Here is a 20,468-nt window from a genome sequence, read left to right as displayed (position 1 = left end):
GAACGATCCCCGGGCCACGCTGTCGCGGAGGAGTGCCCCTCCGCTCACCGTGATACGCGAAGAGGCGCGCAGCGCACTAGGCCGGCTCGTGCTGCTCCAGCGCGTCGGTGAAGCGACGCCGCCACCACAGCACGTCCTGTTCGCAGATCACGTCGAACATGGCCCGCCAGCGGCGAATTCGTTCGTCCTTGGGCATCGCCAGCGCCGTTCGAATCGCGTCCGACATCTCCTCGGCACTGTAGGGATTGATCAGCAGCGCTTCGCCCAGTTGCTGCGCGGCCCCGGCGAAGCGCGACAGAATCAGCACGCCCGGATCGTCGGGATCCTGCGCCGCGACGAATTCCTTCGCGACGAGGTTCATGCCGTCGCGGATCGGCGTCACCAGCGCGATCCGCGCCGCCCGGTAGACTCCGGCAAGAACGGCGCGAGGATAACCTTGATTGACGTAGCGGATCGGCACCCAGCCAAGATCGGCATGCGCCCCGTTGATCCGGCCCGATAACCCTTCCAGCGTGCTGCGAATGCGCTGGTAGCTTTCCACCGTGCCGCGCGACGGCGGCGCGATCTGAAGCAGAAAGACCTCCTTCCGCTCCTTGGGGTTCTCGATCAGGAATCTTTCATAGCCGAGGAAGCGTTCCTCGAGGCCCTTGGAATAGTCCAGCCGGTCGACCCCGACGATCATCGCGCGGCCATTCGCACTTTCCCGCATTTCGCGAAAAATCTGCTGGGCCTGGTCGCCTTGCGCGAGGGTCGCGAATTCGTCGCTGTCGATCCCGATCGGGCAGGTAATCAAGCGGATCTGGCGCCCTTCGAGCCTGAGGATGCCGTCGGCATAATCGCCGCCGCTTTCCAGCACCACGAAATCGACGAACGATTGCAGCCATTCGTCGGTATGAAAACCGATCACGTCATAAGCGAACAGGGTGGCGACCAGTTCGGTCGCTTCGGGCAGGGTGAGAAGCAGGCGGCGGGGCGGCCACGGCGTATGCAGAAAGAAGCCGATGCGGTTGCGACAGCCGCGCTTGCGAAGCTCCTGGCCGAGCGGGATCATGTGATAATCCTGGACCCAGACCATGTCGTCGGGTTCGATCAGCGGGACCACCGTTTCGGCGAAGCGTTCGTTGGCGCGCTGATATCCTTCGGCAAAGCCGCGCTCATATTCGGCGAGATCGACGCGGTAGTGGAAAAGCGGCCAAAGCGTACGGTTGGCGTAGCCGTTGTAATATTCCTCGACGTCCTGTTCTTCGAGATCGACCGTCGCGGTGGTCACCCCGTCTTCACGATTGAAGCTGATCTGGCCGGTGAATTCGTCGGTCACCTCGCCCGACCAGCCGAACCACAGGCCGCCGCTTTCGCGCAAGGCGGAGGTCAGCGCCACGGACAGTCCGCCTTGCGCACCGGCGGCTCCCCCGGTCGCAGCGGAAACGCGATTGGAGATGACGATCAGGCGACTCATCGGATGGAATTCCACGGTTTGCTGAGCAGAACAGCGCAGTTGATGGTGCCGACGAGCGAATAGGTCTGCGGGTAATTGCCCCACAATTCGCCGGTTTGCGGATCGATGTCTTCGGACAGCAGGCCGGCACCGGTCCGCCGTGACAGCATTTCCTCGAACAATTCGCGCGCATCGGCTTCGCGCCCGGTCGCCTGAAGCGCTTCGATCAGCCAGAAAGTGCACACGTTGAAGGCAGTTTCGGGAAGGCCGAAATCGTCTTCGGTGGCGTATCGCAGCATGTGCGAACCGCGGCGCAGGCCTTGTTCGACCGCCTGCAAGGTGCCGGTGAACCGGGGATCGTCCGGCTTGAAGAAGCGGAGGTCGAGAAGCTGGATCAGGCTGGCGTCGAGATCGTCGCCTTCAAACGTCGCCGAGATACGCTTGCTGTCCTCGCGCCAGGCCGCATCCTCGATACGGCTGCGGATCGCCGCTGCCCGCTCGGCCCAATGGCCGGCGCGGTCGTTCAGGCCCAGCGCAACCGCGGCATGGGCCAGGCGGTCGCAGGCGGCCCAGCACATGGCCGCCGAATAGGTGTGGACATGCTGCCTGGTGCGCAATTCCCACAAGCCCGCATCTGGTTGGTCGTGGAATTGCCAGGCACGGTCGCCGATCCGCTCCAGCGCCGTGAAATCCTCCACCGTCGCCATCCGGAACAGGCGATGATCGAAGAAGGCCTGGACGTTGGACAGGATGATCTGGCCGTAGGCGTCATGCTGGACCTGCTCATAGGCCTGGTTGCCGGCGCGGACCGGCCCCATCCCGCGATACCCCGCAAGGCCATGCTCGATGCGTTCTTCGAGGCGGGTTTCGCCGCCAAGGCCGTAAAGCGGCTGGATATGACCGCCCCGCGCATCGTCCACGATGTTGCGAAGATAGCCGAGATAGCCTTCGAGGACGTCGAGCGCGCCGAGCCGGTTGAGTGCCTGCACCGTATAATAAGCGTCGCGAATCCAGCAGTGGCGATAATCCCAGTTGCGCTCGGACCCGGCATGCTCCGGGATCGAGGTGGTCATCGCGGCGACGATGGCGCCGGTTTCCTCATGCTGGCACAGCTTGAGGGCGATCGCCGCCCGGATCACCGCTTCCTGCCATTCGACCGGGGTTGCGAGGCCGCGCACCCATTCGCGCCATTCGGCGGCGGTGCTGGCCAGCATGTCGCTCGTTGCGCGGGTCAGGTCGTCGCTGAAGGGTTCGTCAGGACCGAGAAAGAAGACCAGCGGGCGTTCGAGGCGAAAGAATTTCTCGTCGCGGATCAGCGTCACCGGCGCGTCGGTGGTCAGCCGCATGGGCAGCGTCGGAAGGGCGTAGCGAATGTGATTGGACCCGCCGGGCAGCGCTGCCGCGGCCTCGCCCCAATTCTGCGTCGGGCGAAGCCTGATCCGCACCCGCGGACTGCCGCCGATCGGCCGGACCAGGCGCACGAACGCAGCTGGGCGATAGGTCCGCCCCAGCCGGTAGAAGCGCGGGCAGAAATCGGTGATCTCGACCCCGTTACCGGCTTCATCGACCTTCCGGGTAGTGAGGATCGGCGTGTTGCGCAGGTAGGATTGCTCCACCGTCGCTTCGCCCTCGAGGTCGATCGCCCACATACCGCGTTCGGGCTGCTCGCCGCCCAGCAGGCTCGAGAACAGGGGATCGCCATCGACCCGCGGGACGCACGCCCATACGAGGTCGCCCGCCCCATCGATCAGTGCGCTGACCTGGCAATTGCCGATCGGCCAGAGGTCGAGCGAGCTCACGACAGCGCCTCCACGGATGTCTGCAGCCAATGGTGGACATCACCCACATCTGGCAGGCGATAGTCGGCCGCGGTGTCGCGTTCGGGCCCGACCAGAATGCCGGCGCCGCCAAGCTCCCTGGCCGCTTCGAACCCATGTTCGTCGGTCAGATCATCACCGATGAACAGCGGCCGCGCGCCCCGGTGCGCATCCTCGCTCATCAGCAGGCGCACCGCGCTGCCCTTGTTGCCGGTGGCCGGCTTGATCTCGAACACCATCTTCCCCGCCTGAACCTGAAGGCCGGCAAGTCCCGCAGCCTCGGCCGCTGCGGCGCGGCAATCTTCTTCGGCGGCGGGCTGCTCGCGATAATGAAGTGCGGCGCCGAGCGGCTTTTCTTCGAGCAGGACGCCGCCATGCCGCTCCGCGACGGCACGAAGCAGCGCGATGCCTTTTTCCAGCGCCGGGGGGCGATCGGTGGCGGTGCCGGCGCGTTCGAGGCCGTGACTACCGACCACCGCGACCTGCAGCGGCTTCAGCCACTGGAGGACGTCCGCCGAGGCGCGGCCGCTGACCAGGGTCAGCCGTCCGTTCAGCCGCTTCTGAAGGTGCGCGAGCAGATCGAGTAGACTTGGCGGCACTTCGATCGAATCGGGGCGGGCTGCGATCGGCACGAGGGTTCCGTCGAAGTCCAGAAAAAGGCTGGCATCCCGCAGCAGGCTTGGCGGGGGCGGTAGTAGGGGCATGGTCCTCGCAGGTCTGGCGAAACTGATGAGGCGACGCAGCGCCGCACGCCGCGCGCTCGTTACCCAAAGGAAACAACGCGCAGCCGTGGCAGTTCCCGGCTGCCGGGGGTGGCGTCGCTGTGGCTGTGTCCGGGGAGACCGTACGGAACAAGCCGGGTGCGACCGGAGAAGCCTTGGACCGGGCTATCGCCCGCCTGCGGGCTGATGTGCACGTCGCTCATGTGGGAAGGGGGGTGGTGCCCAGAGCCGGGATCGAACCAGCGACACTGCGATTTTCAGTCGCATGCTCTACCAACTGAGCTATCTGGGCCCACGGATCCGCGGGCGGCACGAAGGCCGTGCGAGCGGCTCCCTAACGGGCGCCTTCGTCGCTGTCCAGCCCGGGATCGGCCGGCGGACCGGGAAGTCGATAGCCTTCGCCAAGCCACTGCAGCAGGTCGCGATCCTTGCAGCCGCGGCTGCAGAAGGGCGCATGGTCCTTTGACGCCGGTTTGGCGCAGAGGGGACAGGGCTTAAGCGGGTTCGGCATGGCCGCCCGACATGGCAAGACCGGTGTCCTCGCGCAAGGCGACGCTGCCGCCGATCTGGCGGCCGAGCTGGTCGAGCCATTCGGGGCGTAGCGCGGCGGCGACCGCCGGATGGCAGGCGAGGCGGATCGACCCGACCTGCCGGGCTGCGCGGCGCAGCAGGGCGCGCGCTTCGAACGCGGGGCGGTCGGCCGCCAGCTCGAACAGGCTCGGGCCGCGGCGCGGGCGGACGATCTGGAGAAAGCCGAAGCCGTTCACCGCGGTTCTCTCGAACGGCTTTTCGAGGCGCGCGTCGATCAGCTCGGCGATCTGCTGGCGAACCTCGCGCCCGGCGACGGTGGGAAAATCAATCCCGATCGAGCCGCCTATAGAATGACGCCGGATCGCCGCCGCCGCCGCCTTGGCCGCGTTGCGCGCGAGATCTTCCGGACGCCCGATCCCATCGACGTCGATCAGGGTCATCGCGGGGGTGACCGACACGCGCAGGGTGCCGCCGGCAAAGGCAATTAGCCCGCTGCGCGCTTCTTCAAGCAGGTCGGACCAGCCCACTGCCTCAAGAGGATCGTCGGGTGCCGGGAACGGGATGCTGTCACCCGCCAGCGCAGTCGAAACGGCGCCCGCTTCGATCACCCGGGCGAGGGGCCGCTTCCACGGTTCGGCGCCGGGAATGGGTTCGCGGGTCACCTCGATCAACGCACGCGCGCCTTCCGGATGCCCGCCCGCGCCGCCCGGCAGCAGGAATTCGCCCGTCCCGTCGGTGGCCACAGCTTGCGGGCGGACCGCCTTGATCCGCACCTCGCGCTGCTCACCGGCACGCGGCGCCCCGTCGAGATGGATTCGCGCGTCGGTGATGTCGCCGCCCGCGATGCGCACCCAGCGCTCTTCGCCGATTCCGCGTTCGACCTGCCACTCAGGCAAGCGGATAGCCTGCGCTCTTCAACAGGTGCCGCGTTTCGGGCAGCGGCAGGCCGACGACGTTGGACCAGCTTCCGGCCATGAAGCGGACATAGACCTCGCCATAGCCTTGCAAGGCATAGCCGCCCGCCTTGCCGCGCCATTCGCCATGGCCGGCGTAATGGTCGATCTCTTCACGCGACAAATTCTTCATCGCGATCACCGTTTCGACCAGCCGGGTGCGCAGCTTCTGCCCCGGCGCGGCCAGCGCAACGCCGGTCAACACCTTGTGCCGGCGGCCGGAGAGCAGCGCCATGCATTCGCGCAGCGTCGCTTCATCCTCGACCTTGGGCAGGATGCGGCGCCCGACCGCGACCACCGTATCGGCGGCGAGCACCAGCGCGCCGGATTCGAGCGCGGCGACCGCGGCCGCCTTTTCGCTCGCCAGCCGAAGCGCGTGCGGGCGCGGCAATTCGCCCTTGGCAGGCTCCTCGTCGATATCGGCGGGGCGGATGGCGTCGGGGGTGACCCCGATGCGGGCAAGCAGGTCGACCCGGCGCGGGCTCGCCGAGGCGAGGACCAGGCGCATCGGCGTCGCCTTAGCCGTTGTAGCCCGGCGGGCCGCCGCGGCCCGGCATGAAGCGGTAGGTGATGCGACCCTTGGTCAGGTCGTAGGGGGTCAGTTCGACTAGCACTTCGTCACCGGTCAGCACGCGAATGCGGTTCTTGCGCATCTTGCCGGCGGTGTGCCCCAGAATTTCGTGGCCATTCTCGAGTTCGACGCGAAACATCGCGTTGGGTAGCAGTTCGACCACGCGCCCACGCATCTCGAGAAGTTCTTCCTTGGCCATGCAGATCCTTTTGAGAGAAAGCTAAAAGAGTAAGTTGCGCGGGCCCTTAGCGGCAGACGGCGCGAAAGTATAGGTGAAGCGTCAGTCGGCGGCCGGTCCGCGCCTTGCCTTGCGGGTCACCAGCAGCTTGTCGATCTTGCGCCCGTCGAGGTCGACGATTTCGAAGCGCCACCCATCATGGTCGAACACTTCGCCCGTTTCGGGAAGCCGCTTCAGCACCGCCAGCGCAAAGCCCGCGACCGTGGAATAATCGCGCTCGGCCTTGAGGGTGATCCCGAGCCGGTCCTCCAGGCAGTCGGCGGTGGCCGAACCGCTGATCAGCCAGCTTCCGTCCTCGCGCTCCACCAAAGGCGGGTCGTCGTCCTCGACGTCGCTGGCAAAGGCCCCGGCCAGCGCCGCGAGGATCGAGCCGGGCGTGACGATCCCGTCGAGATGGCCATATTCGTCATGCACCAGCGCCAGCGGCACTTCGGCCGAGCGGAGCACGTTCAGCGCGTCCATCGCGTCCATGACGTCGGGGATCACCAGCGCCTTGCGTGACAGCGCGCGAAGGTCGAGCGGCCGGCCTTCGAGCATCGCGTCGAGCATGTCGCGGGTCTGGATCACGCCGACGATCTTTTCGATCGAGCCTTCGGCGACGGGCAGGCGGCTGTGCGGCGTGTCGGCCAGCGCCGCGCGCAGTTCCTGCGGATCGCTGTCGATGTCGATCCAGTCGACCTCCGTCCGTGGGGTCATCACCTCGCGCACCGGGCGGTCGGCGAGGCGGACGATGCCGCTGATGATCGCGCGCTCCGATTCCTCGAGCACGCCGGCGGTCTGCGCTTCGGCCACCACCAGATGCAGTTCCTCGGCGGTGACGTGATCGCGGTTTTCGCGGTTGAGGCCGAGCAATTTGAAAATGCCCGCGCTGCTCTTGTCGAGCACCCACACGAAGGGCGCGGTAAGCTTGCTCAGCCACAGCATCGGCCGGGCGACGATCACCGCGATCGGTTCGGGCGTGCGCAGCGCGAATTGCTTGGGCACCAGTTCGCCGACCACCACCGAGGCGAAGGTGGTCAGCACGATCACGATCCCAAAACCCAGGGTCACCGACAGTTCCTGCTCGAGCCCGAGCAGTTGGAGCCGCTGCGCGACCGGGGTGCCGAGCCGCGATCCCGACAGGGCGCCGGTCAGGATGCCGATCAAGGTGATCCCGATCTGCACGGTGGACAGGAAACGGCCCGGGTCGGCGGCAAGCCTAAGCGCGACCTTGGCGCCGCCGCTGCCGCCCTTGGCCAATCCCTTGAGCCGCGCTTCACGCGCGGACACGATCGCCAGTTCGCTCATCGACATCACGCCGTTCAAGGCGATCAGCGCAAGGATCAGGACCAGGTCGAGCCAGGGGAAAGGGAGCAGGGTGCCGCTCATCGGGTAGTCAGCTTCTAGCCTTCAAAGGAGGACCGCGGCAAGCGCGTGGATCGTTGTGCTACTGGAACATTCAATCCGGCTGCCGGTTTCCCGTGCCTGCAACTTTCGTGCTCAACAAGATGGAGTCTCCCTGATGATGACCAAGGGAAAGAAACTGACGGTCGGCCTGCTCGCCGCCTCGCTGATGACCACCGCGGCCTGCACCACCAATCCCGAGACCGGCAATCGCCGGCTGAGCCAGACCGGCCTTGGTGCCATCCTCGGCGCGGCGGGCGGTTATCTGGTGGGTGACATCGTCGGCGGCCGCAACAGCCGCACCGAACAGATTATCGGCGCCGGCATCGGCGGTCTCGCGGGCGCGGCGGTCGGCCGCTACATGGACCAGCAGGAAGCCGAGCTGCGCCGCGAGACGGCCGGCACGGGCGTCGACGTCATCCGCCAGGGCGACGACCTGATCCTGCGCATGCCGAGCGGGATCACCTTCGCCTACGACCGCTACGACATCCAGCCGCAGTTTCAGTCGACCCTGAACGAGGTCGCCAGCACGCTGGCCCAGTACAATCAGAGCTATATCGACATCTACGGCCACACCGATTCGAGCGGCTCCGACAGCTACAACCAGACGCTGTCCGAGCGGCGCGCCGAATCGGTCGCCAACTATCTCGCCAGCCGCGGCGTGGTCCGCGCCCGCATGGCGACTCGCGGCTTCGGCGAATCGCAGCTGCTGGTGAACCCGGAAGTGAGCGAGGCCGATCGCGCCGCCAATCGCCGGGTCGAAATTAAGGTCGTTCCGCTGCGTCAGTAAGCAGCAACGACAAGTGGAAAGGGGTCGGCGAGCGAATCGCCGGCCCCTTTTTCATGTCACCTTCGCTCGGCGAAAAACCGGCGCAATTGCGCCGCCGCTTCGTCCTCGCCGATCCCGCCAAGCACGTCGGGATGATGATGACAGGTAGGCTGGCCGAACAGGCGCGGCCCATTCACCACCGCGCCGCCCTTGGGGTCCTCGGCGGCGAACCGCAGTTCCTTGATCCGGGCCAGCGCGATCGCCCCGGCGCACATGGCGCAAGGTTCGAGACTGACCCACAAGCTGCATTGGTCGAGCCGGCTGGTGCCGAGGACGGCGGCGGCGGCCCGCAGCGCCACCATCTCGGCATGGGCGGTGGGATCGTTCCCCGCGCGCATCCGGTTCACACCTTCGGCCACGACCCGGCCGCCGCGGGTCACGACGGCACCGACCGGCACCTCGCCCGCGCGCGCCGCCTGGGCCGCGAGATCAAGCGCGCGGCGCATCGGCGGGGGCAGCGGGAAGCTCATGCCGCCCGCTTGCCCGCCTGTTACTGCTGCGTCGAGTCGGTCGTGGCCGGCTGCTGGCCGTTCTGCACGGGCTGGGTCTGCGGCTGGGCCGAGGCATTGCCGTTGCCGCCCGGCGCAACGCGGATCTGCGGGACCGGAATGGTCGCCTGCCCGCTGCCGACCTCGATCTTGCCGGTCTGGACCTGGAATTCGGGCTTCTGGCCGCCCTTCAGCACCACGCCGTCCGTGCCGACCGCGACGGCGGGGGCTTGGGCGGGCTGGGTCTGGTTGACGTTGACGAACCCGGTCGCGACCAGTGCGATGGCGCCGACGATGACGAGAATGAGAAGTAGAATGACGGCGCGCATGGAACGGCAACTCCCTGTTCGTTTCGCCTCGGTAACGCGCTACGGACGGGAGGGTTGCGGTTGACGGGTCGGGGCCGAGCCGTTAGGGGGCAGCGCTTTCCGGGAGCTTCCATGCGGGAGCGCCCTCGACCAATCACGGGATAGATCCAATGGCACGCGTGTGCGAGCTGACCGGCAAGGGCCGTCAGGTGGGCAACAATGTTTCCCACGCGAACAACAAGACCAAGCGGACGTTTCTGCCGAATCTGCAGAACGTGACGCTGATCAGCGACGAGCTCGGCAAGAGCGTCAAGCTGCGCGTGTCGACCCACGGTCTGCGCTCGGTCGAGCATAACGGCGGTCTCGACAATTGGCTCAAGAAGACGGGCGAAGAGAAGCTCGGCACCGAAGCCCGCAAGCTGAAGCGCGAGCTCGCCAAGAAGGCGAAGGCCGCCGCGGCCTGATCCTGGACGGCCGGGCGATCGTCCGGCCAACAGCATTCCGGCCAGGAACACTCAGGCTCCGGCTCGTGCCGGGGCCTTTGTTGTGTCCAGCGTCATGCGAACGAGCAGGGTGCGCCGCCACCCGTCATTGTCGGTGATGGCCCACAGGACGGTGCGTCCGTCCGGAGCCTGCTCGGCGGCCAGCCCCTCGATATTGTCGAAAAACCCCAGCGGCAGCGTCGCGAAGTTGCGCAGGCGATAGCCGGTGCGGGTGGGCTCCAGCCAGGCCAGCTTGTTGGCTAGGCCGTTGAGCCCGATCTCCCGCACCGCAACCACGATCCGGCCATCGGGCAACCGCACCGCGTCGGCGATCCCACCGGTCGCGCCCGTCAGTGGTAATTGCTCGGGGGTCGGCGAATCACTTACTCGCAGCACGAGGTGCCCGCCCTCGTGGAGCAGCAGCAGGGAGCCGTCGGCGGGGTCGCGGACGATCGCCTCGATCCCCTTGTTGCGGCTCCACTGTCCGGTCGGCAGCTTGAGCGGAAATCGCTTTGCTGACCCCTCCGCCTCGAACCGCCACAGGCTGTGGCGATTCTCGAAGGCGATCAGTCTCCCAAGCCCGTCGGCATCGACGATCATCGCTTCCGAATCGCGATATTTTTTGAACGTGGGATAGCCCGGACCGGCGGGGAGATCGCTTACCCACGCCTGCGTGGGACCTCCGGGCTTGGCAAAGGTCACCAGCGCGCCGCTGTCGCTCAGTGCCTGCAACCGGCCGCCGGGCAGCACCGCCAACGCTGACAGGCCCATTACGCGCGGGTCGTCGGAGGTCAGCGTCCAGGCGCCGGTCACTCGGACGCCGCCACCCGGCTCGCCGTTCACGGCGAGCGGCTGAACAATGAGGCGGGCAATCCGTGGCGGCCGAGGATCGCGGTCGGGCCACCCAGGCGGGCTGTCGCTGGCGAGCAGCAAAAAAGCTCCTGCGATCAGCAACTTGCTTAACAATCGCTGCAAACGCCGTTCAGCCTTTTTCAACTGCGAATCACGCATAAGCTCTTCAACGGAAGGGCTTTTCCCCCTGTCGGCCCCTCCGCCCCTGTCCCTCGTGTCGCGTATCGAGGGCGGGCCCGACGGTCGGTTGCGTATCGCCGTCGGGCCCATCCCGGGGCCTTCACTGATTGAGATCGAACAGTCCGGCGAGCTGCTCCACCAGAGCACCGCCGAGCTGCTCTGCATCCATGATCGTCACCGCGCGATTGTAGTAGCGCGTGACATCGTGACCGATGCCGATCGCCGCCAGCTCGACCGGCGAGCGCGATTCGATCCAGCCGATCACCTGCCGCAGATGCTTTTCGAGATAAGCGCCGCCATTGGCGCTGGCGGTCGAATCGTCGACCGGCGCGCCGTCGCTGATCACCATCAGGATGCGCCGTTCCTCGGGCCGCGCGATCAGCCGCGAATGCGCCCACAGCAGCGCCTCGCCGTCGATATTCTCCTTCAGCAGCCCCTCGCGCATCATCAGCCCGAGGTTCTTGCGGGCGTGGCGATAGGGTTCGTCGGCGCGCTTGTAGACGATGTGGCGCAGGTCGTTGAGGCGGCCGGGCGCGGGCGGGCGGCCTTCGCCGAGCCACGCCTCACGGCTCTGCCCGCCCTTCCACGCGCGGGTGGTGAAGCCCAGCACTTCGGTCTGCACCCCGCAGCGTTCGAGCGTGCGGGCGAGAATGTCGGCACAGATGGCGGCGATCGAGATCGGCCGTCCGCGCATCGAGCCCGAATTGTCGATCAGCAGACTGACGATCGTATCCTTGAACTCGGTCTCGCGCTCGATCTTGTAGCTCAGCGAATGGCGGGGCGACACGATCACCCGCGCCAGCCGGGCGGCATCCAGCAGCCCTTCTTCCTGATCGAAATCCCACGAGCGCGCCTGCTGCGCCATCAGCCGCCGCTGCAAGCGGTTGGCGAGCCGCGTGACGACGCCGGAAAGCGCGCCCATCTGCGTGTCGAGATAGGCGCGGAGGCGATTGAGCTCCTCCTCGTCGGTAAGGTCGGACGCCTCCACCACCTCGTCGAAGCGGGTGGTGAAGGGGCGATAGTCACCGGCCAGCTCGGGCTCGTTCGGACGGCGGTTCGGGCGCGCGGCGACATTGCTGTCGCCTTCCTGCCCCGGCTCGGCATCCTCGTTGTCGCTGTCCTGTTCTTCGTAATCCTCGTCCTGCTCGTCCGACTGTTCCTGCTCGGCGCGCTGCTCCATCTCGCCGCCCTGCTGCCCGGCGTCCTGATCCTGGTCGTCGTCCTCGTCTTCACCCTGATCCTCGCCGGCCTCGTCGTCGCCGCCCTCGTCCGGATCTTCCTCAGGCTTGTCCTCGGCCGAAGCGAGCTCGAGATCTTCGAGCAATTTGCGGGCAAGCGCGGCAAAGGCGTTCTGGTCGTCGAGCGCGAGCGCCAGCGCATCGAGGTCGTTGCCGGCCCTGTCCTCGATCCATTCGCGCACGAGGTCGAGACCGCGCGTCGCCGACTCCGGCGGCGGCGCCCCGGTCAGCCGCTGGCGTGCCAAGAGGCCGAGCGCGGTCGCCAGCGGCACTTCTTCGGCGGTGCGGGCGCGGGTGATGGCGTCGCTGCGCACCCGCGCTTCGGCTAGTTCGGCCAGATTGTCGCGTACACCGGCCATCGCCCTGCTGCCGATCGCCTCGACGCGGGCGCCTTCGAGCGCATCGAACACTGCGCGCGCCTCGGGCTCGGCGGGCGAATTGCTGCCGTGCAGCTTCGCATCATGATGCCGCAGGCGAAGCGCCACCGCATCGGCCGCGCCGCGCGCTTCGGCCACCAGCTTGGGCGCGAGGCCGGGCCCCGGCGAGACGACGCGCGCCACCCGGCCGCCCTGCGCCCCGCTTTCGGAGGCGAAGGCGACCTCCACCTCGGGATCGCGCGCGATCGCCCGCGCCGTGCCGGCCAGCACGCCGCGAAAGCGGTCGAGAGGCGTGGTCTCGGTCACCTAGGCCTTTCCGGCCACGCTCTCCGGCAGGTCCTTGCCGAACACGCGCTGGTACATTTCCGCGATCAGCCCGCGCTCGCTCTCGTCGCACTTGTTGAGGAACGACACGCGGAAGGCGAAGCCGACGTCGCCGAAGATCAGCGCATTCTGCGCCCAGCTGATGACGGTGCGCGGGCTCATGACGGTCGAGATATCGCCGTTGATGAAGGCCGAGCGGGTAAGGTCGGCGACCTTGACCATCTGCTCCACCGTCTTGCGACCGTCGGGCTTGTCATATTCGCCCGACTTGGCGAGCACGATCTGCGCTTCGGTCGCGGCGGGCAGGTAGTTCAGCGTGGTGACGATGTTCCAGCGGTCGAGCTGGCCCTGATTGAGCGCCTGCGTCCCGTGATACAGCCCGGTGGTGTCGCCGAGGCCAATGGTGTTGGTCGTCGCGAACATCCGGAAATTGGGGTTGGGGCGGATCACCCGGTTCTGGTCGAGCAGGGTCAGCTTGCCCTCTACCTCCAGCACGCGCTGGATGACGAACATGACGTCCGGGCGGCCGGCGTCATATTCGTCGAACACCAGGGCGACCGGGTGCTGCAGCGCCCACGGTAGCAGGCCTTCGCGAAATTCGGTGACCTGCTGCCCATCGCGCAGGACGATGGCGTCGCGGCCGATGAGATCGATGCGGCTGATGTGCGCATCGAGGTTGATCCGGATGCACGGCCACTTCAGCCGTGCCGCGACCTGCTCGATATGAGTCGACTTGCCGGTGCCGTGATAGCCCTGGACCATCACCCGGCGGTTGCGCGAGAAGCCGGCGCAGATGGCGAGCGTTGTGTCGGGATCGAACACATAGGCCGGGTCGAGGTCGGGGACGCGCTCGTCGGCTTCGGAAAAGGCCGGCACCTCCATGTCGCTGTCGATGCCGAAGGCGTCGCGCACCTTCAGCATCTTGTCGGGCGCCGCCATCAGCGTTTCGCCGCTTGGCATCTGATTTTCGTTCGACATGTCGGCCATGAAGGGCCCTTAGCTGGCGGCCCGCGTGGTCTCAACCTTCGGGGGCAGGGTGAAGAGAGTGAGGAAACGCCTTGCGAGCGCTTCGTCTCCTTCGATAGCGAGACCATCGGCCGGGGCGCCGCCATAGACCACCGCGGCGATGTGTTCGGGCGAGCCGGCGATCGTCGCGTCGACACCCGTGGCAGGGCGCCGTTCGACCGTCAGTTGCTGGTCCTTCACGGTGACGACGAAGCTGTCCTCGCCGTTCAGCACGCCGATCCTTGCCGCGAACCGCTCCGCCTTGGCGGCGTCGATCATCGTCCGGAAGCTCATCATCAGCGACACCGGACTAAGCGGCAACGTCGGATCGTGCCCCGGGCTGCGCGCGGCGAAGCGGCCGAGGGTCTGGAGCACCGGCTCGATCTCCAGGCCCCAGTCGGTCGCTTGATAAGCGTCGCGCGCGGCGGGCGGGGGCAGGCGGATCTTGGCGAGCAACCCGCGTGCCTCGAGTTCGTCCAATCGCTGCTTCAGCACGTTGGCGCTGATCCCCGGCAGGTCACGCTTCAGGTCCGAGAACCGCCGCGCACCAAGCATCAGCTCGCGCATCACCAGCAGCGCCCAGCGATCGCCGACCAGCTCCAGCCCATGTGCCGTTCCGCACGCGTCGCCATATCCCCGCCGGGGCTCGCTTGGTCGCTTATTGGTTAGTTTTTCTAACTCCACGGTTGCAAGATAATACTTACGGGAGCATTCTTCAATGAATGCGAGTCGCCCTGAGGAGGAAGACCATGGCCCGAATGATTTTCATCAATCTCCCGGTGGCCGATGTCGCCAAGGCCACCGCCTTTTACGAAGCGATCGGTCTCACGAAGAACCCCGCCTTTTCCAACGATGTCGCAAGCGCGATGGTGTGGAGCGACATCATCCACGTCATGCTCCTCTCGCGCGACTTCTTCGCGACCTTCACGCCCAAGGAGATCGCCGATGCGCACCGCACCGCGCAGGTCGCCTTGTGCGTGTCGGAGGACAGCCGCGCGGATGTCGATCGGCTGGTCGAGCGGGCCGGCGCGGCCGGGGCCGAGATGGACCCGGGGCCCAAGCAGGAAATGGGCGAGATGATGTACGGCCGTAGCTTCGCCGATCTCGATGGCCATCATTGGGAAGTGATGTGGATGGACCCGGCCGCCGCCGCACAGGGCGCCCAGTCGTTCGAGGCGGCCTGAGCCGTGACGAAACCGATCATTACCGCGTTCGACTGGGTACCCGACTTCGCCAAGGGCCAGGTCCGCGACTTCCGCGTCCGCTGGGCGCTGGAGGAAGTCGGCCAGCCCTACGAGGTCCGCTACCTTTCGCAGGGCGAGCAGAAGGGCCCGGAGCATCGCGCCCGCCAGCCCTTCGGCCAGGTTCCGACCTATGAGGAAGATGGGCTGACCTTGTTCGAATCGGGCGCGATCGTCCACCACATCGCGACCAAATGGCCGGGCCTGATGCCCGCCGACGCCTCCGGCCAGGCGCTGGCGACCGAATGGATGTTCGCCGCGCTGAATACGGTCGAGCCGCCGATCAGCGAGCTCGCTTATGTCGACATTTTCGAAGCCGACAAGCCGTGGGCCAAGCCGCGCCGACCTTCGGTCGAAGAGCGCATTTCCAGCCGTCTCAAGGATGTCGCGAAGCGGCTTGGCGACCAGCAGTGGTTCGCGGGCGACTTCTTGGCCGGCGACCTCCTGATGGTCTCGGTGCTGCGGATCATCGAGGACGATCCGCTGCTCGCCGAGCACCCGACCCTCGTCGCTTATGTGAAGCGCGGCACCGACCGCCCCGCCTTCCGCCGCGCCATCGACGCGCAAATGGCAGGCTTCACCGGCAGTCCGCCGCCCGGGTTCGCCGAATGGGAAGCCAAGCTCAAGGCGGCCGCCTGCAACTGAAGGGGAGTACGATCCATGACCTATGTCGAAGGCTTCGTCACCGCGATCCCGACCGCCAACAAGGAGAGGTATCTCGCCCACGCCCGCGCGGCGGCGGCGATCATCATGGAAAAGGGCGCCACTCGTTTTGTCGAGACCTGGGGCGACGATGTCCCGCGTGGGCAGACCAACGACCTGTGGGGCGCGGTCCAGGCCAAAGAGGACGAGACCGTCTTGTTCAGCTGGTTCGAATACCCCGACAAGGCCGCCCGCGACGCCGCCAACAAGGCCATGATGGAAGATCCGCGCATGGAAGATATGGCCAAGGACATGCCGTTCGACGGCAGCCGGATGATCTATGCCGGGTTCGAAGTCATCAACGAGGATGGGCCGGGCGGGCGCCTCGGCTATCTCGACGGCGTGGTGGTCCCGGCGAAGTCCGAGAAGAAAGACGCCTATGTCGCCTTCAGCAAGCAGGCCGCGAAGGTCTTCATCGAAAATGGTGCGACCCGCGTGGTCGACGCGTGGGGCGACGACGTCCCCGACGGCAAGCAGACCGATTACAAGCGCGCCACCCACCTCCAGGACGGCGAACAGGTCGCTTACGGCTGGATCGAATGGCCTTCCAAGGAAGTGCGCGATTCGGCCTGGGCCAAGGTCATGGAGGACGAGCGCCTGTCCGGCGGCGGCGACCGTGGGATGGACGGCAAGCGCATGATGTTCGGCGGCTTCGCGCCGCTGCTGGAGGTCTGAGCCATGGCCGATCAGAACGGCAATTTCATCTGGTATGAATTGCTCACCCCCGATCCCGATTCGGCCAAGGCCTTTTATGACGCCGTGGTTGGCTGGGACATCGAGCCGCAGCCCGCGGGTCCGCTTGACTATCGCATGATCCGGCGCGGCGACGGCGGCGATGCCGGCGGCGTGATGCGGTTGATGGCCAACAAGCAGGCCGGGGGCGCCCGCCCGGTCTGGCTCGGCTATCTTCCGGTCGAAGATGTCGATGCAACGATCGCGGCGATCAAAAGCGACGGAGGCCAGGTCCACATGCCCGCGACCGACATGGCGGGCGTCGGGCGGATCGCGATGGTTACCGATCCCGCCGGCGCGGCCTTTTACATCATGCGTCCGGTCCCGCCCGAAGGGCAGCCCGATGCCGTCAGCGACGTCTTCTCGGTCGACCGACCGCAGCATGTCCGCTGGAATGAGCTGACCACGTCCGATCCCGGTGGCGCGGTGAATTTCTACCGACGCCACTTCGGCTGGAGCCAGGAAGGCTCGATGCCGATGGGCGAGCTTGGCGACTATCGCTTCCTTCAGGATGGCGACGTCGGGATCGGTGCGATCATGGGGCTGATCCCGCCCAACACCCGGCCGCAATGGTCCTATTACTTCGGTGTCGAGGACATCGACCGGGCGGCGGAGACGATCCGCAGCGCCGGTGGCACCATCACCGCCGAACCGATGGAGATACCGGGAGGCGAATACAGCCTGTCCGCCATCGATCCGCAGGGCACGAGCTTCGGCCTCGTCGGGCCCCGCAAGGCGTAAGGAGAAACGACTTGAACAAGCTCACCACCGTCTTGTGGTTCGACCACGGCCAAGCACGCGAAGCCGCCGAGTTCTACGCCGCGACCTTTCCCGACAGCCATGTCGGCACCGCCGCCAAGGCGCCGTCCGACTATCCCGACGGCCAGGCCGGCAACGAGATCACGGTCGATTTCACCGTGCTCGGTCGCGCCTTTTCCGGCCTCAACGGCGGCCCCAACTTCACGCCCAACGAATCGGTCAGCTTCATGGTGGTGACGGAAGACCAGGCCGAGACTGACCGCTACTGGAACGCCATCGTCGGGAACGGCGGCCGGACAAGCGACTGCGGCTGGTGCAAGGACAAATGGGGCTTTTCCTGGCAGATCACGCCGCGGATCCTGCTCGATTGCTTGAGCGAGGGCGGCGGCAAGGCCAAGCGCGCCTTTGAAGCGATGATGACCATGCAGAAGATCGACGTCGCCGCCATCGAGCGCGCGGCGGTGGGGGAAACGGCCGATGCGTAAGATTCGAGGCAGCCTGTTCGCCTCGCTCGACGGCGTGATCCAGGCGCCGGGCGGTCGGAGCGAAGACCCGACCGTCGGCTTCGAACATGGCGGCTGGCTGCCGCAATTCTTCGACGAGGATGTCGGCGCCGCGATCGATGCGGTGTTCGGCCCATCCTACGACCTGCTGCTCGGCCGGCGCACCTACGACATCTTCGCGGCTTACTGGCCTTATGTCGGAGGTGAGGCGACCGGCATCGGCGAGGTGTTCGACAAGACCGGCAAGGACGAGGGCGAAGTCGCCGCGATTCAGATGGGCGAGGACTTCACTCGCGCCGCCAAATATGTCCTGACTCGCGGCACGCCCGAGCTTGGCTGGTCCAACAGCCACCGCGTCGGCTCGATGGAGGAGTTGCGCGCGATCAAGGACAGCGACGGCCCCGATCTCGTCATTCAGGGCAGCAGCACGCTCTATCCCGCGCTGCTCGCCGCCGGATTGCTCGACAGCCTCACGATCATGACCTTCCCGGTCGTGCTGGGCCGCGGCAAGCGCTGGTTCGGCGACGACACGCCCGCCAAGGCGCTGAAGGTGGTCGACACCAAGGTCACCCGCACCGGCGCGGTGATCGCGACTTACGAGCCAGCGGGCGAGCTCCAGCATGGCTGGGCCGGTCCGCAATCGACCAGTGCGCGGGAAGAAGCGCGCCAGGCCGCCATCAGGGACGGCCGCTGGTGAGCCTGCAACTCCACGGCCACCCGTTCAGCAGCTACTGCTGGAAAGCGCTGATCGCGCTTTATGCCAACGACACGCCGTTCGAATTCGTGATGATGGATGGCAGCCGCCCGCTGAGCGAACAGCTGCCCGGCAAAGTGCATCCGGGCGGCCATATCCCGGTGCTGGTCGACGGCGATCGCATCGTCATCGAGGCGACGGGCATCGTCGAATATCTTGCGGTCCATCACCCCGGTCCCGCGCCGCTTATCCCCGCCGACCCGGCTCAGGCTGCCGAAGCGCGGATGATCGACCGGGTGTTCGACAATTACGTGATGGGCGGGATGCAGCGGGTGGTGTCGGCCTATTTCGTCGACCGCGACCATCCCGAGCTCGGCCTGCGCGAGCAACCGGTCGAAGCCGAGGTCGCGGGTGGCAAGGCCAGGCTCCGCATGGTTTATGCCTGGCTCGAGAAATGGCTGGGGTCCAACCGCCTGCCCCCGCACGTCTCGCTCGTTACCTGCGCCGCCGCGCCCTCGCTCTTCTATGCCGACTGGATCGAGCCGATTCCCGAGGAATGTCCCCAGCTGCGGGCGCTTCGGGCTGAGCTCAACGATCTGCCCCCCGTCCGTCGCTGCATCGAGGACGCCCGGCCCTTCCGCCCCTTCTTCCCGCTGGGGGCGCCCGACCGCGATTGACGCGCCGATGTAATAACGTATCATGCATGGGTTCTCAGGAGCTGGTGTCATGCGTCAATTCGTCGTCGCGCTTCCGCTGATCGCCGCCGCCTGCGCGCCTGCCGCGCCCGATCCGCGCGGGGTGGGAAAGGGCGAGACCTTTCTCACCGTGTCCGCCACCGGCCGGGCCGAAGCGCGGCCCAATGAGGCGCGGATGCAGCTCGGCGTCACCAGCCAAGGCGCCAATGCCGCCGAAGCCAGCCGTCTCAACCGCGAGAAGATGGCCCGAGTCACCGCCGCGCTGACCGCGCTCGGGGTCGCCGCCGACGACCTCCAGACTCGCAACCTGTCGCTGCAGCGCATCGACTACGGCAAGGAACGCGGCCAGTTCCGCGCGTCCAACATCGTCGAGGTGCGGATGACCGACGTCGCCCGCGTCGGCGAGGCAGTGACGGCGGTGACCGAGGCCGGCGCCAACGTCGTCGGCGGGCCCGATCTTCGCGTGTCCGACCGTGAGGCGGCCAATCGCTCGGCCTATGCCAACGCCTACAAGGCCGCCCGCGCCCGTGCCGAGGCCTATGGCGATGCCGCAGGGCTCAAGATCGTGCGGGTCGTCAACATTGTGGACGGCGGCGAATATGGTGTGCCGAGCCCCACTTACGCCACGATCGATGTCGCCGCGCCGCCGCCGGTCGTCGCGCCGCAGCGCATTCCGATGCCCGAACAGGCCGTTCCCGCTGCCCCGCCGCCACCGCCCGGCGCGCCATTCAACCCCGGAATCAATCGCACCGAAGTCCGGGTCCGCGTCGATTTCGCGTTGAAGCCCGCCTGATCGCTCAGGCGAAAGCGCTCGCGGTCTTGAGCGTCTGCCAGGCGTCGATCACCCCGCGCAATTTCGCCTCATGCGTCCGGTCGCCGCCATTGCGGTCTGGATGATAGCGCCGGACCAGCACCGAATAGGCTTTCCGCACCGCCGGTAGATCGGCGTCCGTGCCCAGCCCCAGCACGCCCAGCGCCGCCTGCTCCGTGCCCGAAAAGCGGCTTTGCGCGCCCGCCGCCGCGCCTGTCCGGCCGCGCCCGAACCGCCCGCGGATCGCTTCCAGCGGATCGCTGAAATCGCTCCACGGGGGCGCAGGGTCGGCCCCGCCCGCCTGCGCGAAGGCACGCGTCCCGCGCTCCCATCCGGCGATCGGCGACTGCGCGGCCTCGATCTCCTCCGGGCTCATGCCCGAGAAATAATTGTAGCGCGCATTATGCTCGCGCACGTGCTCGAGGCACAGCCACTGCCACGCGCCCGGCCCGTCGAAGGTCGGTGCGGTCAGCGGTGCGCGGAATTCGCCGGGTTCGGGGCAGCCCGCCACCGCGCAATGGGCGGCGGCGCCTTCCACGCGGCCGTGAAACTTGGGAGAACGGGAAGCCATCAAACCTGTCTTGTCGTGCCAGCCTCG

General features: G+C 66.9%; 25 protein-coding genes and 1 tRNA gene. 10 read left to right on the top strand and 16 right to left on the bottom strand.

Annotated features, from left to right (window positions below; all coding sequences use genetic code 11):
• Positions 1-76: 76 nt before the first annotated feature.
• From V6R86_RS02760 to V6R86_RS02720, 9 genes are all read right to left on the bottom strand, one after another.
• Positions 77-1,456, bottom strand: coding sequence for an alpha,alpha-trehalose-phosphate synthase (UDP-forming) (locus V6R86_RS02760; RefSeq protein ID WP_338501880.1), 1,380 nt, complete (start codon positions 1,454-1,456; stop codon positions 77-79).
• The gene (locus tag V6R86_RS02755; RefSeq protein ID WP_338501878.1) at positions 1,453-3,234 is read right to left on the bottom strand and encodes a glycoside hydrolase family 15 protein; all 1,782 of its coding nucleotides are present in this window, start codon (positions 3,232-3,234) and stop codon (positions 1,453-1,455) included. The genes V6R86_RS02760 and V6R86_RS02755 overlap by 4 nt, the downstream gene beginning before the upstream one ends.
• The gene (otsB, locus tag V6R86_RS02750; RefSeq protein WP_338501877.1) at positions 3,231-3,956 is read right to left on the bottom strand and encodes a trehalose-phosphatase; all 726 of its coding nucleotides are present in this window, start codon (positions 3,954-3,956) and stop codon (positions 3,231-3,233) included. The genes V6R86_RS02755 and otsB overlap by 4 nt, the downstream gene beginning before the upstream one ends.
• 234 nt (positions 3,957-4,190) lie before the next feature.
• Positions 4,191-4,266: transfer RNA gene (locus V6R86_RS02745), tRNA-Phe, on the bottom strand.
• Between the two features lie 42 nt (positions 4,267-4,308).
• Entirely contained in the window at positions 4,309-4,485 is a 177-nt protein-coding gene (locus V6R86_RS02740) for a DNA gyrase inhibitor YacG (protein ID WP_338501874.1), read from the bottom strand.
• A complete protein-coding gene (locus V6R86_RS02735) occupies positions 4,469-5,401 on the bottom strand; it encodes a ribonuclease (protein ID WP_338501872.1) in 933 nt (310 codons plus the stop codon). Before V6R86_RS02735 ends, V6R86_RS02740 begins: the two co-directional genes overlap by 17 nt.
• On the bottom strand, positions 5,394-5,966 hold the full coding sequence (locus tag V6R86_RS02730; RefSeq protein WP_338501870.1) for a Maf family protein: 573 nt from the start codon (positions 5,964-5,966) through the stop codon (positions 5,394-5,396). Before V6R86_RS02730 ends, V6R86_RS02735 begins: the two co-directional genes overlap by 8 nt.
• 10 nt (positions 5,967-5,976) lie before the next feature.
• Positions 5,977-6,228, bottom strand: a complete 252-nt coding sequence (gene infA, locus V6R86_RS02725; protein WP_029941555.1) for a translation initiation factor IF-1 — start codon at positions 6,226-6,228, stop codon at positions 5,977-5,979.
• Positions 6,229-6,309: 81 nt separating this feature from the next.
• Positions 6,310-7,635: a hemolysin family protein gene (locus V6R86_RS02720; RefSeq protein ID WP_338501865.1), complete on the bottom strand. Its 1,326-nt coding sequence runs from the start codon at positions 7,633-7,635 to the stop codon at positions 6,310-6,312.
• A 133-nt stretch (positions 7,636-7,768) separates the two neighbouring features.
• On the opposite strand from V6R86_RS02720, the gene V6R86_RS02715 reads away from it, so the two are divergent.
• Complete coding sequence (locus V6R86_RS02715) at positions 7,769-8,440, top strand: OmpA family protein (RefSeq protein WP_338501863.1); 672 nt, start codon at positions 7,769-7,771, stop codon at positions 8,438-8,440.
• 56 nt (positions 8,441-8,496) lie between these two features.
• Here V6R86_RS02715 and V6R86_RS02710 read toward each other — a convergent pair whose 3' ends face one another.
• A complete protein-coding gene (locus tag V6R86_RS02710) occupies positions 8,497-8,949 on the bottom strand; it encodes a nucleoside deaminase (protein WP_338501861.1) in 453 nt (150 codons plus the stop codon).
• Between the two features lie 20 nt (positions 8,950-8,969).
• Positions 8,970-9,296, bottom strand: a complete 327-nt coding sequence (locus V6R86_RS02705; protein ID WP_338501859.1) for a hypothetical protein — start codon at positions 9,294-9,296, stop codon at positions 8,970-8,972.
• Between the two features lie 149 nt (positions 9,297-9,445).
• Between V6R86_RS02705 and rpmB the strand changes: the two genes are divergently transcribed.
• Positions 9,446-9,739 (top strand): 50S ribosomal protein L28, encoded by a 294-nt coding sequence (gene rpmB / locus V6R86_RS02700; RefSeq protein WP_338501857.1) that lies wholly within the window; start codon positions 9,446-9,448, stop codon positions 9,737-9,739.
• A gap of 51 nt (positions 9,740-9,790) precedes the next feature.
• On the opposite strand, the gene V6R86_RS02695 is transcribed toward rpmB, so the two are convergent.
• From V6R86_RS02695 to V6R86_RS02680, 4 genes are all read right to left on the bottom strand, one after another.
• Positions 9,791-10,690, bottom strand: a complete 900-nt coding sequence (locus V6R86_RS02695; RefSeq protein ID WP_338501855.1) for an esterase-like activity of phytase family protein — start codon at positions 10,688-10,690, stop codon at positions 9,791-9,793.
• A gap of 199 nt (positions 10,691-10,889) precedes the next feature.
• A complete protein-coding gene (cobT, locus tag V6R86_RS02690) occupies positions 10,890-12,710 on the bottom strand; it encodes a cobaltochelatase subunit CobT (RefSeq protein ID WP_338501853.1) in 1,821 nt (606 codons plus the stop codon).
• The gene (cobS, locus tag V6R86_RS02685) at positions 12,711-13,715 is read right to left on the bottom strand and encodes a cobaltochelatase subunit CobS (RefSeq protein WP_338501850.1); all 1,005 of its coding nucleotides are present in this window, start codon (positions 13,713-13,715) and stop codon (positions 12,711-12,713) included.
• A 9-nt stretch (positions 13,716-13,724) separates the two neighbouring features.
• The gene (locus tag V6R86_RS02680; protein ID WP_338501848.1) at positions 13,725-14,417 is read right to left on the bottom strand and encodes a winged helix-turn-helix transcriptional regulator; all 693 of its coding nucleotides are present in this window, start codon (positions 14,415-14,417) and stop codon (positions 13,725-13,727) included.
• A gap of 65 nt (positions 14,418-14,482) precedes the next feature.
• Here V6R86_RS02680 and V6R86_RS02675 point away from each other — a divergent pair, with 65 nt between their 5' ends.
• The 8 genes from V6R86_RS02675 to V6R86_RS02635 are packed head-to-tail and all read left to right on the top strand — an operon-like array spanning position 14,483 to position 19,852.
• Positions 14,483-14,917 (top strand): VOC family protein, encoded by a 435-nt coding sequence (locus V6R86_RS02675; RefSeq protein WP_338501846.1) that lies wholly within the window; start codon positions 14,483-14,485, stop codon positions 14,915-14,917.
• Positions 14,918-14,920: 3 nt separating this feature from the next.
• Positions 14,921-15,619 (top strand): glutathione S-transferase family protein, encoded by a 699-nt coding sequence (locus tag V6R86_RS02670; RefSeq protein WP_338501844.1) that lies wholly within the window; start codon positions 14,921-14,923, stop codon positions 15,617-15,619.
• A 15-nt stretch (positions 15,620-15,634) separates the two neighbouring features.
• Positions 15,635-16,351: a DUF1428 domain-containing protein gene (locus V6R86_RS13840; protein ID WP_425335935.1), complete on the top strand. Its 717-nt coding sequence runs from the start codon at positions 15,635-15,637 to the stop codon at positions 16,349-16,351.
• A gap of 3 nt (positions 16,352-16,354) precedes the next feature.
• Positions 16,355-17,149: a VOC family protein gene (locus tag V6R86_RS02655; RefSeq protein WP_338501843.1), complete on the top strand. Its 795-nt coding sequence runs from the start codon at positions 16,355-16,357 to the stop codon at positions 17,147-17,149.
• 11 nt (positions 17,150-17,160) lie between these two features.
• Positions 17,161-17,652 carry a VOC family protein gene (locus tag V6R86_RS02650; protein ID WP_338501841.1) on the top strand — a complete coding sequence of 164 codons (492 nt, stop codon included), beginning with the start codon at positions 17,161-17,163 and terminating at the stop codon, positions 17,650-17,652.
• On the top strand, positions 17,645-18,367 hold the full coding sequence (locus tag V6R86_RS02645; protein ID WP_338501840.1) for a dihydrofolate reductase family protein: 723 nt from the start codon (positions 17,645-17,647) through the stop codon (positions 18,365-18,367). The genes V6R86_RS02650 and V6R86_RS02645 overlap by 8 nt, the downstream gene beginning before the upstream one ends.
• Positions 18,364-19,041, top strand: coding sequence for a glutathione S-transferase family protein (locus V6R86_RS02640; RefSeq protein WP_338501839.1), 678 nt, complete (start codon positions 18,364-18,366; stop codon positions 19,039-19,041). Before V6R86_RS02645 ends, V6R86_RS02640 begins: the two co-directional genes overlap by 4 nt.
• Positions 19,042-19,090: 49 nt before the next feature.
• A complete protein-coding gene (locus V6R86_RS02635; protein ID WP_338501837.1) occupies positions 19,091-19,852 on the top strand; it encodes an SIMPL domain-containing protein in 762 nt (253 codons plus the stop codon).
• A gap of 4 nt (positions 19,853-19,856) precedes the next feature.
• Here the strand turns inward: V6R86_RS02635 and V6R86_RS02630 are convergent, their stop codons facing one another.
• A complete protein-coding gene (locus tag V6R86_RS02630; RefSeq protein WP_338501834.1) occupies positions 19,857-20,441 on the bottom strand; it encodes a DnaJ domain-containing protein in 585 nt (194 codons plus the stop codon).
• Positions 20,442-20,468 lie beyond the last annotated feature (27 nt).

The sequence above is a fragment of the Sphingomonas kaistensis genome, assembly GCF_036884275.1.
Lineage (GTDB): Bacteria > Pseudomonadota > Alphaproteobacteria > Sphingomonadales > Sphingomonadaceae > Sphingomicrobium > Sphingomicrobium kaistense_A.
The sequence above is the reverse complement of the archived record's forward strand: the minus strand, read 5'-3'. Positions and strand labels throughout refer to the sequence as shown.